Annotated in this window: 18 protein-coding genes; 17 read left to right on the top strand and 1 reads right to left on the bottom strand. The window is 35.2% G+C overall.

What is annotated here, in order from left to right:
• Positions 1–179: 179 nt before the first annotated feature.
• The gene (locus NSS71_RS10950) at positions 180–1940 is read left to right on the top strand and encodes an ABC transporter ATP-binding protein (protein ID WP_047941303.1); all 1761 of its coding nucleotides are present in this window, start codon (positions 180–182) and stop codon (positions 1938–1940) included.
• Entirely contained in the window at positions 1930–3711 is a 1782-nt protein-coding gene (locus tag NSS71_RS10945; RefSeq protein WP_047941302.1) for an ABC transporter ATP-binding protein, read from the top strand. Before NSS71_RS10950 ends, NSS71_RS10945 begins: the two co-directional genes overlap by 11 nt.
• Positions 3712–3771: 60 nt before the next feature.
• Here NSS71_RS10945 and NSS71_RS10940 read toward each other — a convergent pair whose 3' ends face one another.
• Positions 3772–4689, bottom strand: coding sequence for a Na/Pi symporter (locus tag NSS71_RS10940; protein WP_047941301.1), 918 nt, complete (start codon positions 4687–4689; stop codon positions 3772–3774).
• A gap of 330 nt (positions 4690–5019) precedes the next feature.
• On the opposite strand from NSS71_RS10940, the gene rpsU reads away from it, so the two are divergent.
• The 15 genes from rpsU (at position 5020) to recO (ending at position 17692) form a co-directional block, all read left to right on the top strand.
• Positions 5020–5193 (top strand): 30S ribosomal protein S21, encoded by a 174-nt coding sequence (rpsU, locus tag NSS71_RS10935; protein ID WP_003152957.1) that lies wholly within the window; start codon positions 5020–5022, stop codon positions 5191–5193.
• A gap of 17 nt (positions 5194–5210) precedes the next feature.
• Positions 5211–5654 (top strand): GatB/YqeY domain-containing protein, encoded by a 444-nt coding sequence (locus tag NSS71_RS10930; protein ID WP_047941300.1) that lies wholly within the window; start codon positions 5211–5213, stop codon positions 5652–5654.
• 295 nt (positions 5655–5949) lie between these two features.
• Entirely contained in the window at positions 5950–7290 is a 1341-nt protein-coding gene (locus NSS71_RS10925; protein ID WP_061798607.1) for an NfeD family protein, read from the top strand.
• Complete coding sequence (floA, locus tag NSS71_RS10920; protein ID WP_341132773.1) at positions 7290–8291, top strand: flotillin-like protein FloA; 1002 nt, start codon at positions 7290–7292, stop codon at positions 8289–8291. Before NSS71_RS10925 ends, floA begins: the two co-directional genes overlap by 1 nt.
• 25 nt (positions 8292–8316) lie before the next feature.
• Entirely contained in the window at positions 8317–8775 is a 459-nt protein-coding gene (locus NSS71_RS10915; RefSeq protein ID WP_047941298.1) for a hypothetical protein, read from the top strand.
• Positions 8776–9006: 231 nt separating this feature from the next.
• Positions 9007–9291, top strand: a complete 285-nt coding sequence (gene yqfC, locus NSS71_RS10910; protein WP_016202973.1) for a sporulation protein YqfC — start codon at positions 9007–9009, stop codon at positions 9289–9291.
• 14 nt (positions 9292–9305) lie between these two features.
• Complete coding sequence (gene yqfD, locus NSS71_RS10905; RefSeq protein ID WP_047941297.1) at positions 9306–10499, top strand: sporulation protein YqfD; 1194 nt, start codon at positions 9306–9308, stop codon at positions 10497–10499.
• Positions 10496–11461 (top strand): PhoH family protein, encoded by a 966-nt coding sequence (locus NSS71_RS10900; RefSeq protein WP_047941296.1) that lies wholly within the window; start codon positions 10496–10498, stop codon positions 11459–11461. The genes yqfD and NSS71_RS10900 overlap by 4 nt, the downstream gene beginning before the upstream one ends.
• Before the next feature lie 322 nt (positions 11462–11783).
• A complete protein-coding gene (locus tag NSS71_RS10895; protein ID WP_047941294.1) occupies positions 11784–13955 on the top strand; it encodes an HD family phosphohydrolase in 2172 nt (723 codons plus the stop codon).
• 12 nt (positions 13956–13967) lie between these two features.
• The gene (ybeY, locus tag NSS71_RS10890) at positions 13968–14438 is read left to right on the top strand and encodes an rRNA maturation RNase YbeY (RefSeq protein ID WP_061798598.1); all 471 of its coding nucleotides are present in this window, start codon (positions 13968–13970) and stop codon (positions 14436–14438) included.
• Positions 14416–14811 (top strand): diacylglycerol kinase family protein, encoded by a 396-nt coding sequence (locus NSS71_RS10885; protein ID WP_047941292.1) that lies wholly within the window; start codon positions 14416–14418, stop codon positions 14809–14811. The genes ybeY and NSS71_RS10885 overlap by 23 nt, the downstream gene beginning before the upstream one ends.
• A gap of 414 nt (positions 14812–15225) precedes the next feature.
• Positions 15226–15627: a cytidine deaminase gene (locus NSS71_RS10880; RefSeq protein ID WP_047941291.1), complete on the top strand. Its 402-nt coding sequence runs from the start codon at positions 15226–15228 to the stop codon at positions 15625–15627.
• Positions 15617–16531: a GTPase Era gene (era, locus tag NSS71_RS10875; protein WP_217279781.1), complete on the top strand. Its 915-nt coding sequence runs from the start codon at positions 15617–15619 to the stop codon at positions 16529–16531. Before NSS71_RS10880 ends, era begins: the two co-directional genes overlap by 11 nt.
• A 227-nt stretch (positions 16532–16758) precedes the next feature.
• On the top strand, positions 16759–16902 hold the full coding sequence (locus NSS71_RS10870) for a YqzL family protein (protein ID WP_082138270.1): 144 nt from the start codon (positions 16759–16761) through the stop codon (positions 16900–16902).
• A gap of 34 nt (positions 16903–16936) precedes the next feature.
• Positions 16937–17692 (top strand): DNA repair protein RecO, encoded by a 756-nt coding sequence (recO, locus tag NSS71_RS10865; protein WP_047941379.1) that lies wholly within the window; start codon positions 16937–16939, stop codon positions 17690–17692.
• Positions 17693–17875 lie beyond the last annotated feature (183 nt).

The following is a 17875-nucleotide window of genomic DNA, read 5'->3' as shown; positions in this document are numbered from 1 at the left end:
ATATTATTGATTTTACTTAGTGAAAAAATTTTACCAAGCCAGTTAAAGGTAAATATCCATCATTAAGGAGGAATAAAAATCTCCTCCTCTGAAAGTTTATTTAAAAGTATATTTAGCTATCTTTTGAAATATTATTTTGGAAGTAAACAAATTAAAAAAAGAAAGAGTGTAGATTCCTATTGAATAATTACCAATGGATTTGGAGTTACGTAAAGAAGAATAAGAAAAAAGTAATTGTTGCATCCTTGATTTTATTAGCAAATTCTTTCTTTGTAGTGATTATTCCTATTTTAAGCGGAAGATTGATTGATGAAGTCATTGAGAATAATCAAGTCCAACTCTTAGTACCCATTTTACTAGCGATGATAGGAGCGACACTGATCAGAACCGTTACTCGATACATCTACCAAATGTTATACGAACATGTTGGTCAAGACGCACAGTTTGATATAAGACAAGATATGTATAAAAAGCTTCAAGAGCTTGATTTTGACTTTTTTAATCATAATAGAGTAGGAGATATTATGGCGAGAATGACAGGTGATATGGACGCTATACGCCATTTCGTTTCATGGGTCTGCTATAATATCGCTGAATGTGTTATCTGGTTTGTCGTTGCCATTATCGTAATGATGAACATTGATTGGAAATTAACGTTAGCATTACTCGCTGTTACACCGTTTATCTTTATTTTTACACAAAAAATGTCCAAAGCAGCTCATCCAGTATTTCTAGAAATCCGTGAAAGTTTTTCCAGACTGAATTCCATGGTGGAAGAAAATATTAGCGGCAACCGAGTAGTTAAGGCATTTTCCCGGGAAGAGTATGAAATCGAAAAGTTTAATCATTTTAATGATGATTATCGAAAACGTAACCTTGATTCTGCTAATGTTTCTAAAAAGTATTTACCATGGCTGGACGGATTTGCCGGAGTATTAGCTGTTATTACTTTATTATTAGGTGGCTTATTTGTGATTCAGGGGAACATGTCCATAGGTGACTTGGTTGCATTTAACGGGTTTATGTGGCTCTTAAATATGCCAATGCGCATGAGTGGATGGTTGATAAATGATGTACAGCGATTTAATGCATCTTGTGTAAAAATTAGAAATTTATTAATAACGGAACCACAAATTATGGTAGAAGACAAAAAGAAAGGCAAGAAAATTGCTGGATATGTAACGTTTAAAGATGTCTCTTTTGCGTTTTCCGATGACCCTGAAACCCCTATCTTAAAAAATGTATCCTTTACCGTCCGACCGGGGCAAACTGTTGGGATTTTAGGGGAAACTGGATCTGGTAAATCAACGCTTGTTAATTTAATTGCAAGATTCTATGATCCAACAGAAGGAGAAGTATTAATTGATCAAATAAATGCAAAAGAATGGCCAGTGAGGAAGCTTCGCGATCAAATTTCGATGGTTATGCAAGACATTTTTTTATTTTCAAATACTATTGAGGAAAATATCTCCTTTGGAAAACCATATTTAAACATGGAGCAAATTCAACGCGTGGCAGCAATTGCCGACGCCCATAACTTTATCGTTAAAATGCCGGAGGGATACGATACAATCGTAGGAGAGCGCGGAGTGGGATTATCTGGTGGTCAAAAGCAAAGGATCTCCTTAGCAAGAGCATTAGCGAAGGATCCATCTATCTTGATATTGGATGATACAACATCAGCTGTAGATATGGAAACAGAAAGTAAAATCCAAAAGGAATTAAATCAGTTGACACAAGATAAAACAACCTTCATAATTGCACACCGTATTTCATCTGTAAGGGATGCAGACTTTATTTTAGTTCTTGATAAAGGGGAAGTGAAAGAACAAGGGACGCATACAGAACTTGTTGCGAAAAAAGGGATGTATTACGATGTGTATAGAAGACAATTAGGATTAGTAGAGCAGGAAGAAGGAGGAGCAGCCATTGGCCCGTAATAAATTTAATGTCGACGAAGAATTAGAGACCGAATTTAACTGGAGTCACTATAAACGAATCGGTGCTTATATTAAACCTTATAAGAAGGCATTGTTTATTACATTGCTAATCATCTTAACAGCCAACGTGGCAGGAATGCTCGGTCCGTTTTTTACAAAAATAGCAATTGATGAAATTATCCCAGATAAAAATATTCCATTATTAATCGGGATTAGTATTTTATTTGTTCTTTCTCTATTTGTAATTGGTATATGTATGCGGTATCGCATTCAATGGATTACTCAGATTGGTCAAAATATTCTAAAGGATATGCGTTTAGATATTTTTCAGCACTTACAGAAGCTGCCCTTTTCCTATTTTGATAATCGCCCTCATGGGAAAATCTTAATCAGAGTCGTTAATTATATAAATACATTAAGTGATCTATTAAGTAATGGGCTGATAAACCTGATCTCTGATATCATCAGTGTAATTATAACGTTAATGTTTATGTTTGCCATCGACGCAAAACTAACATTATATAGTTTAGCACTTCTGCCGATTTTAGGAGTATTAGTATGGGTAATCAAAAATATGCAGAGAAAAGCGTATCAAGTGTTAAGCAATAAACAATCTAATATGAATGCCTATATTCATGAAAGTATTGCCGGCATAAAAATTACGCAATCCTTTGCAAGGGAAGAAGAGAATTTTGAAATTTTTGATGAAGTAAGCAATGAAACCCGAACATCTTGGCTTAAGGCAGTTTCAATCCAGTTTCTTCTATGGCCAGGTGTTCAAAATATCTCTGTTTTAACAACAAGTTTAATTTACTTCGTAGGAATACGGCAAATTGGGGTAGATGTTAGTACAGGTACACTTGTAGCGTTTATTGGCTATGTCAATAATTTCTGGAACCCAGTTATTAATATGGGGAACTTCTATAATGCGCTTATCACTGCTTCTGCTTATTTGGAACGTATTTTTGAAACTCTGGATGTTGAACCAGATATTAAGGATCAGCCAAAAGCAATCCCAATGCCAACGATTAAAGGGAATGTCACCTTTGAACGAGTTACCTTCCGTTATGAAGAAGGGAAAAACATACTTAGTGATGTCAGTTTTCATATTAATGCAGGTCAGAGTATCGCCTTAGTCGGCCCCACAGGTGCAGGTAAATCTACTATTATAAATTTGTTAAGTAGGTTTTATGATGTAAATGAAGGCAGTGTCAAAATTGATGGGATTGATGTAAGAGATGTAACATTAAAATCTTTACGGTCGCAAATGGGTGTGATGCTTCAAGATACCTTTGTATTTTCTGGAACCATTCTAGATAATATTCGCTATGGGAAGCTAGATGCAACGGAAGAAGAAGTGATTACCGCAGCTAAAATTGTTAGAGCACATGACTTTATAAAAGACTTAAAGGATGGATATCATACTGTTGTAGAAGAAAGAGGTAGTACTTTATCAGCGGGACAAAGGCAGTTAATATCTTTCGCAAGAGCCCTCTTGGCTAATCCTAAAATATTGATATTAGACGAGGCAACCAGCAGCATTGATACAAAGACGGAAGAACTTCTCCAAGAAGGAATTACTGAATTGTTAAAAGGAAGGACATCCTTCATCATTGCCCATCGTCTATCAACAATTAAAAATAGTAGTCAAATATTTTATGTGGATGGTGGGAGAGTTGCAGAAAAAGGCACACATGATGAGTTAATGGCACAAAAAGGATTGTATTATCATTTATATCAATCACAATATGATTTATTGAAGGTTATGTAAAAAAGGGCTGCAGACATATATCCATGTTTGCAGCCTTTTATAGCATTTCACCCCAATCCATCAGCTGTGTAATCGCATAATCAATTTGCCAAAGCGCTCCGCAAAGGGGAGAACTAGGAGCGAAGATAGAACATTAAATAACAGGCTTGCATGAGCTAATTGAACATCCATTTCTGCTGTCATATTTTTGACAATAGCAGCTAAATCATTGATAAACGGATAAAACAAAATGACCCCTCCAATATTTAACCAAATATGGGCATAAGCACAAAGTTTTGCACTTTTTTCTGTTCCTATTGATGCTAAAAAAGAAGTTATACAGGAACCAATATTAGATCCCAACATAATGGCTATAGCAATTTCAATCGGAAGCAATCCTGCTGATAAAAAGCCCATTATAATACCAATTGTCGCTGTACTTGATTGGATTAGGGCAGTTATAATAATGCCGACTACAAGGGCGATGAAAGGACGGTCTGCTAATGAAAGGAAAAACGAATTTAGAGCAGGATGATGTTCCATCATCCCAGCAAAATATTTAAAACCTCGCATTGTTGTAAAGACAATCGACATACCGAATAAAATGAAGCCGATACTTCTTAATTGATATTTGTTAATGATGATCAAGAGCACACCTAGGATGGCAAGCGGAAGTAGATAATTATTCATGTTAAACGTAATAAATTCAGTTGTGAAGGTGGTTCCGATATTTGTTCCTAAAATAATCCCGATAGATTGAGGAAAGGTTAAGACTCTTGCTGAAATTAGTCCAATCGTTAAAACCATAACGGCAGCGCTGCTTTGAAGAAGTGCTGTAATAATGATGGAAACAATTAACCCCTTCCATGGCTTATCTGTTAATTTTTCGAGCGAGTTTTTTAATGATTGAGAAGATAAATTAAATAAACCTGTCCGTAAGAGAGTCATCCCATAAATAAATAAAAGGATAAGGATAATAAAAAGTATAAGATAAATCATTCTAGGCTTCCTCCTTATTAGAACTATATGAAATAAAGAAGGTGGACATGTCATTTTTAGCTAATTAATGATGACAAAACTAGCTTCTTATACTAGATTTGACAGGGTGTTTAAAAACATGACTAGAGGGAAAAATACAAAAAGAGAAGGGATCGGAGGGAGAAAAAGGCTAATTCCTTGTATAAAACACCTTTTTTTTACGTTTTTTTAAAACAATTTGTCTAACAAGGTCAAATACAGTTGACCTTGTAACTTTGATATATTATAATGTCAAGGTACATGGAAACCATGTTGATGTTAGTGTGTTGTGTTCGGAGGGAGGGAAAGAGAATGTCTAAAACCGTCGTTCGTAAAAACGAATCGCTTGAAGATGCTCTTCGTCGCTTCAAACGTTCAGTATCAAAAACTGGTACTTTGCAGGAAGCTAGAAAGCGCGAATTCTACGAGAAACCAAGTGTGAAACGTAAGAAAAAATCAGAAGCAGCAAGAAAACGTAAGTTCTAAGAGAGGGTGTAGCAAAATTGAGTCTTCTCGAACGCTTAAATAATGATATGAAGCAAGCGATGAAAAACAAAGAAAAAGATAAACTAGTTGTAATTCGAATGATTAAGGCTGCCATTCAGAATGAAAGTATTAAGCTTGGTAGAGATCTTTCTGAAGAAGACGAGTTATCTGTCCTTTCTCGCGAAGTAAAACAACGCAAAGACTCCCTCCATGAGTTTGAGAAAGCAGGTCGTGAAGATCTTGTTGACAAAATACGTGCGGAGTTAAAACATGTTGAAATATATATGCCAGAACAACTTTCAGAAGAGGAGCTAGCAGAGATTGTGAAACAAGCAATCGCTGATACTGGAGCTTCTTCAAAGAAAGAAATGGGAAAAGTGATGGCTGCTTTAATGCCTAAAGTAAAAGGAAAAGCAGACGGTTCACTAGTAAATAAACTTGTACAACAACACCTTTCATAAATAAGTTTATGTTTTAAAGGCTGCAGATTATATCTGCAGCCTTTTTACATAGTTAAAAGATTTTCTGTTTTATCCATTTCTAATATAACATATAATAAAATTAGATGATTTTTATTAAATATAGTTAGATCTGTTAATTTCCTTTGCAGGACCATATTTTGTCCTTTGTTTTTCTCGATTTAAACGATAGAAATTATTAATTAAATAAAAATTAAAAAAAATGAAACTTTTTATTTAGTTAAACGTATACATAGCCATAACATTTTTCTATTACCATTTGGAAAGGAGGGAAAATTTGAGAAGACAAAAGAAAATATTGTTGATCCCTCTTCTTTTTATTTTTTTTCTATCCTTCATTCCTAGTATCATTTACGCTAATAATGAAGAAAAAGTATATGTAGTGCCAATAAAGGATACGGTTGAAAAAGGTTTAAGTCAGTTTGTAGATCGGGCAATTACCGAAGCAGAAGAAAATCAGGCTAGTGCGATAGTCTTTGATATGCATACACCTGGTGGAGATATATCTGCTGCTATTGAAATAGGAAAGAGAATTGCAGAAACTGACATAAAAACGGTTACTTTTATTAACCAAGATGCCATTTCTGCTGGTTCCTATATTGCATTAAATACCGATGAAATCTATATGGTGGAGGGAGGCAGAATAGGATCCTCTGGGGTGATAGACGGACAAGGGAATGCAGCAGATGAAAAGGCTCAGTCTTACTGGATTTCTGCCATGAAAGGGGCAGCAGAAAAAACAGGAAGAGATCCACTTTATGCAATGGCGATGGCAGATAAATCTATTTCCATTCCAGGTATGAAGGAAGCTGGCAAGTTTTTAACTTTAACTTCATCTGAAGCAGAAGAAATAAACTATTCCAATGGTACGGTAAATAGTTTAGAGGATGTGCTAGATCATTTAGGGATACAGAACGCAAAGATAGAAAAGGTTGATGAAAGCTTTGCAGTGAAAATTGCAAGGTTTGTAACAAATCCTATTATCATTCCTATATTATTATCAATTGGAAGTTTGGGATTAATCATCGAATTATATTCACCTGGGTTTGGACTGCCGGGAATAGCGGGAATTTCTGCTTTATTGCTCTTTTTCTATGGGCATCTAGTTGCAGGACTTGCGGGATACGAAAGTCTCATTCTCTTTGTGATTGGAATCCTTTTGATTATACTGGAGTTCTTTGTCGTCGGTGGAATAGCTGGAGCAATTGGGATTGTTTCTGTCATTGCTAGCATGTTTCTTGCAAGTGGAGATATTGCGGTCATCGGGATAAGTCTAGCAATCGCAATAGGGGTTTCCATTATAGCATCTATCTTATTAGTAAAGGTGTTTGGTAGAAAAATGAAATTCTTTAAAAAAATAATTTTAACAGACTCAACCAATACAGAAAGTGGGTATGTTTCTAATCAGAACCGCAATGATTTGATGGAGAAAACAGGAGTTACCTTAACTGCCTTACGTCCTGCCGGAGTCATACTTATTGAGGATGAAAGAATCGATGTGGTGAGTGATGGAAGTTTTATTGATAAGGGCAAGAAAGTAAAAGTAGTAAAAGCAGAAGGTTCAAGAATTGTTGTAAGGGAAATACTAACGATAGATATACAAAAGGAGGATGAGTAATGCTAGTAGGCGGATTTGAAATATTTTGGATTATTGTTGTAGTATTGGCAATTATTTTATTAGGGGTGCTATTAACATTTGTGCCAGTAATGCTCTGGATTTCTGCTTTAGCAGCAGGAGTGAGAATTAGCATTTTCACATTAGTAGGGATGCGTTTAAGAAGGGTTATACCAAGTCGTGTTGTAAATCCGTTGATTAAAGCCCATAAAGCGGGATTAAATGTAACAATCAATCAATTAGAAAGTCATTATCTTGCTGGTGGTAATGTTGATAGGGTAGTAAATGCGCTGATTGCTGCCCATCGTGCCAATATTGAGCTATCATTTGAAAGATGTGCTGCAATTGATTTAGCAGGACGTGATGTATTAGAAGCAGTGCAAATGAGTGTAAATCCTAAAGTAATTGAGACACCTTTTATTGCTGGTGTAGCGATGGATGGTATTGAAGTAAAAGCAAAAGCAAGAATTACAGTGCGTGCCAATATTGAGAGACTAGTAGGGGGAGCTGGAGAAGAAACAGTCGTAGCCAGAGTTGGGGAAGGGATTGTTTCGACAATTGGTTCTTCTGATAATCATAAAAAAGTATTAGAAAATCCAGATATGATTTCTCAAACAGTTTTAGCTAAAGGGTTAGATGCTGGTACAGCTTTTGAAATTCTATCGATTGATATTGCGGATGTAGATATCGGTAAAAACATTGGCGCTGAATTACAAACAGAGCAAGCAGAAGCAGATAAGAAAATCGCTCAAGCAAAAGCGGAAGAGCGTAGAGCGATGGCTGTTGCCCAAGAACAAGAGATGAAAGCAAAAGTTCAAGAAATGCGTGCGAAGGTTGTCGAAGCAGAAGCGGAAGTTCCTATGGCTATGTCTGATGCGTTGCGTTCAGGCAATATTGGAGTAATGGACTATATGAATTTACAAAATATCACGGCTGATACAGAAATGAGAGGCTCGATCGGTAAATTAACAGATGACCAGAAAAATAAAGGTGATAATGAGTAAACTTTAAGAAAGGGAGGGAAAAGATTTGGAAATTGTTCCAATAATAATCGGGGTTTTAGCTTTTCTCTTCAAAGTAATTTTTGAAAATGATAAAAATAAACAAGCGCCTAAGCCAACAAGACAACAGGTTCCCAAGTCTAAGCCTGTAATGCCTCAAGAGGTGAGAGAGCAGACGGTTATTCCACCAGTAGTTAAGCATAAGGAGCCGAGAAAGCAGCAGGTTGAAAAACCACTTTCTGAGCTGGAAAGGCTGCAAAGGGAAAATGCAAGTTTACAAAAGAAGATTAATATGATGGAAAAACAACGAAATCGAGTCGTTCAAGGACCAATTATAAATAAGAATCAACCTCTGGAAGAATCTGAAGGCTTATTTACAAAGGATAATATTGTTCAGGCGGTAGTGTTTTCGGAAGTATTAGCTTCGCCTCGTTCAAGAAATCCACATCGAGCTTCTATGCAACACAGCGTAACAAGCAGAAAATAAAAACATAGAGAGTTATTATCAAGCGTTATTTCTCTTTGGAGAAGTGATTTGCTAGATAATAGCTCTTTTTTTGTATAAAAGGATATTTAAAGAAAATCTCCACGAATGCGTGTCGTAAAAGTTTTTCTTAGCATAATGTAGGACTCCGTGAATATGATGATAGTAAGTGTAAGAAAGCGTACTGTCTATACAGAGAATCTCATAAAAGAGAGGAAAGGGGGTTCTTTTTTTATGGCTAAAAAATGGGGACACAACTTGCGGAACTGGATGATAAAAAACTTAGAACTTCCTCAAGATGTCATGATGGACTTACCTAGAATTACAATGATTGGACAAATACATATTTATGTAGAGAACCACCGAGGGTTAATAACCTTTTCAGATAAAGAATTGCGATTGCTTTTAAAACAAGGGCAGCTGTTGATTAAAGGAAAAGGGTTTGTTATTAAGACAATTTTACCAGAGGAAATATTATTAGAAGGGAAAATAGATCAAGTTTTATACATAAATGAATGATTTGGGAGGAAATTATGAAAAATCATTGGATAGAATATTTAACAGGGATTATTACAGTGAAAGCAACAGGCAAAGGTTTAGAAAGGTTTTTAAATAAGTTATTAAAAAATGGTATGTCTGTTTGGAACGTAAAGAAGCACGGACCGCAAGCTGTAACCTTTCAGATTAGTCTAAAGAATATCCATTCTCTTCGTCATTTAGTTAGAGGAAGCGGTATAAAAATAGAGTTTCAGCGCCGAGCTGGAGCTCCGTTTCTATATAAAAGAATGTGGAAAAATAGCGGTTTTGTACTCGGATTATTCCTTTTTTTAGGACTAGTTCTCACTTTATCTAATATGGTCTGGGGAATAGAAATCAAGGGAGCAAATCCTGCGACTGAATATCAAATTCGTAAGCAGCTGGATAAGATGGACATAAAAATTGGTAAATCGCAGTTTTTTGCGAAGGAATTAGATGAAATTCAGGCAGAATTAACAAATAATATTGATGCGATTACATGGATTGGTGTGGAGTTAAAAGGGACAACTTATCATTTCCAGGTGGTTGAAAAAAACGAGCCGAAGAAAAAGAAAGAAGCGGGCCCGCAAAATTTAATAGCAACGAAGAAAGCGACAATTGTAACAGATTTTGTGGAATCTGGTACAAAACGCTATGCCATCAATGAGGTTGTGAGAAAAGGACAATTGTTAGTTGCAGGCAAAATAGGAAATGAAGATCGTGTGAAGAGTGTATCTGCTAAAGGGAAAGTATGGGGAGAAGTGTGGTATACGACAAAAGTGACTGTTCCTTTGGAAACAACTTTCCAAGTATTTAATGGAGCGGAAAAGCAAAAAATTTATATGAAGCTTGGTAAGTGGAGTATTCCTGTATGGGGATTTGGCAAAATAGAGTATAAGGAATATGAGGAAGAGGAGAATGAGTCAAACGTTAAGTTCTTTAAATGGGAATTGCCAATTAAGATTGTAAATAAAACATATCGGGAAAAAGAGATTGTAATAAGAGGATATAGTGAGAAGGATGCTATCGAGAAGGGGAAGGAGGATGCGAGAAAGGATATTATGAAACGAATTGGTGAAGATGGGAAAATTAAGGAGGAAAAAATTTTACAACAAGATATAAAGAATGGTAAAGTTAAATTAAATATAGCTTTTACAACAATAGAAAACATTGCGAAAGCACAACCTCTAACTCAAGGAGATACAGAATGACAGAAGATTTAAAAACGATGAATGTAAAGTTGAAAGATCCAAACGAAGCAATTGCTTTACTTGGTAATGGAGATAGCAATCTGCAAGTGCTTGAAAAAGAATTAGATTGTAACATCGTAACGAGAGGAGAAACGCTGCTTGTTTCTTCTGAGAATCCTGATTCAATAGAGCTCGTTGGGGATATTGTTGATAAACTTTTACAAGTAATCCGAAAGGGTGTTTCCATCAGTCAACGAGATGTGGTATATGCGATCTCACTGGCAAAGAAAGGAACGCTTGAATATTTTGGGTCACTATACGATGAAGAAATAGCGAAAACGATTAAAGGAAAATCAATTAGAGTAAAAACGATCGGCCAAAGTGAGTATATACGCACTATTAGAAGAAATGATCTAGTTTTTGGGATTGGGCCTGCAGGAACAGGTAAGACTTATTTAGCCGTTGTGATGGCGGTAAATGCTTTAAAGAGCGGGAAAGTAAATAGAATTATTTTAACAAGACCTGCAGTGGAAGCGGGGGAAAGTTTAGGTTTTTTGCCAGGGGATTTGAAAGAAAAAGTAGATCCATATTTACGCCCGTTATATGATGCATTGCATGATGTGCTTGGTATGGAGCATACTGCTCGTTTGATTGAAAGAAATACGATTGAAGTAGCTCCACTTGCCTATATGCGCGGGAGAACACTGGATGATGCTTTTGTAATATTAGACGAAGCACAGAATACAACTCATGCCCAGATGAAAATGTTTTTAACAAGACTTGGTTTTGGATCCAAGATGGTGGTTACAGGGGATAAAACACAAATAGATCTGCCAAAGGGCGTGAAATCAGGATTAGTAGTTGCAGAACAAATTCTGCAAAACGTAAATGGGATCGGCTTTGTTCATTTAGAAGAAAGCGATGTAGTGAGACATCCATTAGTCGGAAAAATTATTCATGCGTATGGAAAGCAAGTTATGTAAAAGAAAGAAGGACAATATCTTAAGTTTATTTGAGCTTAAGGATATTGTCCTTCTTTCTATATTGGATTGGATACGTTCCGGATACATGAAATATTCGAAAAAGGATGAAAACGATCGAAAAAACTGTTATCATTTTACATATCATCAGATTTTTTTGTTTTTAATTATTGGTGGTTTTACTGATCTATTGAGGAAAGTGACAAGTGCTTGAAAATCAGCTTTCAGAAGGAGAATTTACATCTAGATAGGTTAAGGATTAAAAAATAGGTTTAAGATGATAGAATAATCAACTGAACCTATTTTTTTGAAATAGGAGGTAAATATGAACGTTTGGCAGAGAATGCGTAATAATTTAATAAAACTAATGAATATTACCTTTTTTAAAATAATTCTCTTTATTTTACTTGGTGTCATTTTATTCTTTACACTCTATGGAAACGTAAAGCCGGAAAAATTAAATGTACAGTTATTTTCTGTAGCGGATCAGACTATAAGGTCACCCATAACAGTGGAAGATAAAGAGAGTACAGAGAAAAAGAAGGAAGAAGCAAAAAATCAAGTACAGGATGTCTATGTTGTTAATAAAGAAATTGCTCAGAATCGTGTAGATTTAATATCTTCTATATTTGATTCTGTAACAGAAGTAAATAACGAAGTAGAGAAACAAATGGAAGAAAAAAGAAAGAAAGCAGAAGAGGAAGATAAGAATAAACAATCAATAAAAGAGCCATCCGTTGACGAGAAGCTTGAATTACTAAAAGGCAAGCTGACAAATGAAGTAACGAATGAAATTATGGACCGCTCTTTAAAATCGCTTATTCCTTATTCGGAAGATCAGTTAGAAATCGCAAAAGATATTACGGTAACAGCTATACATACAGTAATGAATGGTAAGATTCCTTCAGATGAGGTGGAGAATGCCAAAAAAAGAGTGGAGGATATCTTAAAGGTAAACGATGGTTTAACTTCTGATTTAAAGAGTGCAAGTATCGATTTAGGAAGATTTGCAATCATTCAAAATGAGTTCTACGATCCTACTGCGACAGAAGAAATGCGTCAGCAAGCTGTTGATGGTGTGGAGCCAATAAGAGTACTTCAAGGCCAAGTTCTTGTGGAAGAAGGCCAACTGATAAGTAGAGAGATACATAGACAACTTGAACTTGTTGGATTATTAGATAGCGATAATTCCATTCAGCCATTTATTGGTTTAGGTTTAATCATCTTGACGATGCTAGCGGCACTTTATTTTTATACACTTAAAAGAACATCGAAAGAGAAGGAGAATAATATCCAGTTCTATTTAATGTTCTTTCTTATAATTAGTGTAACGATTGTATTAATGAAAACAATAAGCGCCTTCCAACAGTTTGAATACACAGAGATTGGCTATATATTTCCAGCTGCTATGGCGGTTATGTTAATTAAGATATTAATGGAAGAAAAATCTGCTTTATTAGTAACGATTATTCTTGCGGTTTGTGGAATGATTATGTTTAATGAAGGAGTTGCTGGAACTTTTAATGTAGGAATGGGTATATATATTATTGCAAGTGGTTTAGCCAGTATTTTATTTTTATATAAAAGAAATCAGCGGACCAATATTCTTTATGCAGGATTCTTTATTTCTTTTATAAATATTGTTACGATATTAGCGATTTTATATTTACAAAACGGACATTATGGTGCAAAAGAATATGGTGTATTCCTTTTACTGGCCGTTATTTCCGGAATAAGTTCAGCTGTTTTAACAATCGGTTTCTTGCCTTTCCTTGAAACCGGGTTTGGGGTGCTTTCTACCATTAAGTTAATTGAGCTCTCTAATCCTAACCATCCATTATTACGTAAAATCTTAACTGAGGCACCTGGTACGTATCATCATAGTGTGATGGTTGCTAATTTAGCGGAATCAGCATGTGAAGCGATTGGCGCCAATGGGTTATTGGCAAGAGTTGGTTGTTATTATCATGATATCGGGAAAACAAAAAGGCCGCATTTTTTTATTGAAAATCAAATGAATATGGGAAATCCACATGACCGTATTCCTCCCCAGGCCAGTAAAAATATCATTATTGCCCACGCAACAGATGGAGCTGAGTTATTAAGAAAATATAAATTACCGAAAGAAATCGTCGATATTGCTGAACAGCATCATGGAACCTCCCTCTTAAAATATTTTTATTTTAAGGCAAAGGAAAAAGGGGGAGAGGTAAAAGAAAGTGATTACCGCTACCCAGGCCCAAAAGCCCAAACGCGTGAGGTAGCAATTATAGGAATTGCGGATAGTGTAGAAGCTGCTGTAAGAAGTTTAAATGCACCAACCACCGAGCAAATTGACTCTTTAATTAAGAATATTATTTCTGACCGTTTGCAAGATGGACAATTGGATGAATGTGATTTAACATTAAAGGAATTAGATATTGTTCGAAATACATTAAGTGAAACGTTAAAAGGAATTTTTCATTCACGAATCGAATATCCAGAAATGAAAAAGTAAAGGAAGTCGAATATGAATTTAGAAATTGATTTTATTGATGAAACAGAAAAAGTGAAGGAAAGTGAGATTGCGAAAATCGAGAAACTTTTACAATTTGCGGCCGGTAAACTAAATCTCCAAGGAGAAATTGAGCTTTCCATTACCTTCGTTCATAATGAACAAATTAAACAAATAAATAAAGAATATAGAGAAAAGGATCAACCGACAGATGTTATTTCTTTTGCGCTAGAGGAATTAGGAGAAGGCGAATTGGAATTGGTTGGAGAGGGACTTCCTAGAATGTTAGGAGATATTGTCATTTCTATCGATAAAGCGGAGGAACAGGCTAATGATTATGGTCATTCTTATATGAGAGAACTTGGATTTTTATCTGTTCATGGCTTTTTGCACTTACTAGGATATGACCATATGACAGAAGAAGATGAAAAAGTGATGTTTACTCTTCAAAAGGATATTTTAGATGAGTTCGGATTACAAAGATAAAAGAATTCGAAAGAACAGTCAATTATCCTCCTTCCGTTTAGCGATATTGGGAATACTAACTGCTATTAAACAAGAAAGAAATGTAAAAATTCATTTGGTTATTACCATTCTTGTTATTGTATTGGGCCTTTTAAATGATTTGTCTAAACAGGAATGGATGTTAATTGCTTTTTGTATTGGATTAGTAATTAGCCTAGAACTGATAAATACGGCAATAGAACGTGTGGTGGATCTTGTTACTAGTGAATATCATCCATTGGCAAAAGAGGCAAAGGACATAGCTGCTGGTGCTGTTTTTGTCGCAGCAATTCTTTCGATTGTGATTGGCGGAATCATCTTTATCCCGAAAATCTGGAGCGCTATAATAGGTTAGAGAATAAAAGCTATCTGATAAAAATTAAATCTTCAACAAATAGTTATTTGTTGAAGATTTAATTTTTAAAAGGTAGTTTTTTATTTTTGGGTTTTCTACGTTCATTAATAACTCCCTACTTCTTTCTCTTTATTGTGCTTCCAAATTAGTATATAATTTTAAGACAGTACATTTAACATCATATTAAGTGTTACTGAAGTTTGAAAACGTTCCATTTATTCTTTAAAATAATGTGTAAGGCGAGAATAGGGCTTACTAAAAAGAGATACTCACTAAAATGAAAATTATTTTAAAATAAATCTTAGCGCTAAAGGGGAAAGTATTTGGCTAAACAAGAACCTTTTCGGCTTGTGATATAGCCAAAAGTGAACTTGAAATAGCATGAAAAGCTGCTTAAAGAAAAGAGGGATTTGTATGAAAAAGGAACTTCTAATGGAAGAAGCAAAACTTGCACGTGATAAAGCGTATGTACCTTATTCAAAATTTAAGGTAGGAGCAGCTCTGCTTTCGGAAAAGGGTATCGTTTATCACGGTTGTAACATTGAAAACGCAGCGTACAGTATGACGAATTGTGCAGAACGAACGGCATTATTTAAAGCTGTGTCAGAAGGTGATACTACTTTCAAGAAGCTTGTTGTTGTGGCAGATACAGAGGGACCAGTTTCTCCATGTGGTGCTTGCAGACAAGTAATTTCTGAACTTTGTCCAAAAGACATGGAAGTAATATTAACGAATTTAAAAGGCGACGTACAAACATTAACTGTGGCAGAGTTATTGCCAGGAGCATTTTCACCGGAGGATTTAAATGAACATTAATAATCAAACAGAACACAAATCAGGATTTATCTCCATTATAGGAAGACCTAATGTTGGAAAATCAACCTTTTTGAACCGTGTAATAGGCCAAAAGATTGCGATTATGAGCGACAAGCCACAGACTACAAGAAATAAAGTTCAAGGTGTACTTACAACAGATGATGCACAGCTTATTTTCATTGATACACCTGGAATTCATAAACCGAAACATAGACTTGGCGATTTTATGATGAAGGTAGCGCAAAATACACTGAAAGAAGTGGATCTAATCCTTTTTATGGTTAACGCTGAAGAAGGCTTTGGTAAAGGGGAAGAATTCATTCTTGAGAAATTTCAGTCTGTAAAAACACCAATATTTTTAGTGATTAATAAAATTGATACGATTCACCCAGATCAATTATTTGCCATTATTGAATCATATAAAGAGAAGTATCCATTTAAAGAAATTGTCCCAATCTCTGCTCTAGAAGGAAATAATGTCGAAACATTATTAACACAAATCAAAAAGTATTTACCAGAAGGACCGCAATTTTATCCAGCTGATCAAGTGACAGACCATCCTGAACGCTTTATTGTTTCTGAGTTAATAAGGGAAAAAGCACTGCACCTAACAAGAGAGGAAATTCCTCACTCCCTTGCAGTAGTAATTGAAAAGATGGAGAGAAAATCAAACGATGTCATTAACGTAATGGCCACTATTATCGTTGAACGAGATTCTCAAAAAGGGATAATTATCGGTAAACAAGGTAGTATGCTGAAAGAAATCGGAAAAAGAGCAAGAACGGATATTGAAAATCTTCTTGGAAATAAAGTCTATTTGGAATTATGGGTGAAAGTACAAAAAGATTGGCGCAATAAAATGACACAATTGCGTGATTTTGGGTTTAGAGAAGACGAATATTAATAATTAGAACGGAACAGCTTTAAAGGCTGCCATAAGAAAAAATGGAATCCTGTTGTTCCCTTTATTGCAGCAATAGGAAAACGGATTAAACTAGAAGGCATTCGGTTATTTGAAAATTATACATGCAATCAATTAGCAATATTTTCGTCTCATGATTTTATAAAGACAGGCTATGATAAGATTAAGGTTGTAAACAGCTAGTTAAAAATCGAAAGGTGGGGTTTTACATGTTAGACTTTACCTGGAAAGTTTTTTCCCAAACAGGTAACATTGATACTTATCTACTCTTTAAAGAATTAGAAAAGCATAATCATGAAATACCAGGAATGCAAGAAGAGGAACTAGCGGAACTTGATTATCCCATTTCATAGTTACTGTCCTTATAGTAGGGGATGGTGAATGGTGATGCTCGAAAAGTGTGAAGGGATTGTAATTAGATCCATCGATTACGGTGAATCCAATAAAATAGTAACGTTGTATACAAGAGAATGGGGAAAGGTTGGGGTAATGGCTAGAGGTGCAAAAAAGCCAAACAGCAGGCTTTCTGCTGTAACCCAGCCTTTTGTCTATGGATATTTTCTCGTCCAGCGAAGTAGTGGATTAGGGCTTTTACAGCAAGGGGATATTATATCGAGTATGCGTTCATTGAAAGAAGATATTTTTCTTACTGCATACGCTAGCTATATAGTAGAGCTTACAGATAAATGTACGGATGAAAAAAAGCCAAATCCTTTTCATTTTGAATTATTATATCAAACGTTAAATTACATGAATGAAGAATACGATCCGGAAATATTAGTAAATATCTATGAACTAAAAATGTTAAACAGCTTAGGATTATATCCAATACTAGATCGCTGTGTTTTTTGCGGGGCGACAGAGGGGCATTTTTCGTTTTCTATCCGAGAAGGTGGATTAATCTGTCATCAATGCTTGGACAAGGACCCGTATCATTATAAAATCTCGCAGGCTACGGTAAAGCTACTTCGGATTTTTTATTATATGGATATTTCCCGTCTAGGTAGTATCTCTGTCAAAGATTCAACTAAGAAAGAGCTAAGTATGATTATTGATGCTTATTATGAAGAGTATTCTGGGTTGTATTTGAAATCTAAAAAATTTATTCAATCAATGAAAAACTTAGGGGATTCCTTTACATAAAAGTAATTGAATGAAGAGTGAATCTTCTTCGAGAATAAATCGAAGCAAGGTTGACAACTAATATTTTTTTCGTTATTATTCATGTAAATAAGAGTGTTGCATTGAAAAGAAAGTAGTACTTAATTCACCTCATGAAAAGCGAGCTTGGGATAGTGGAAGCCAAGTTCATGAGCATTAAGGAAG

This window comes from Niallia sp. FSL W8-0951 (assembly GCF_038006525.1).
Lineage (GTDB): Bacteria > Bacillota > Bacilli > Bacillales > Cytobacillaceae > Niallia > Niallia circulans.
This window is presented reverse-complemented; position numbering and strand designations above follow the sequence as displayed.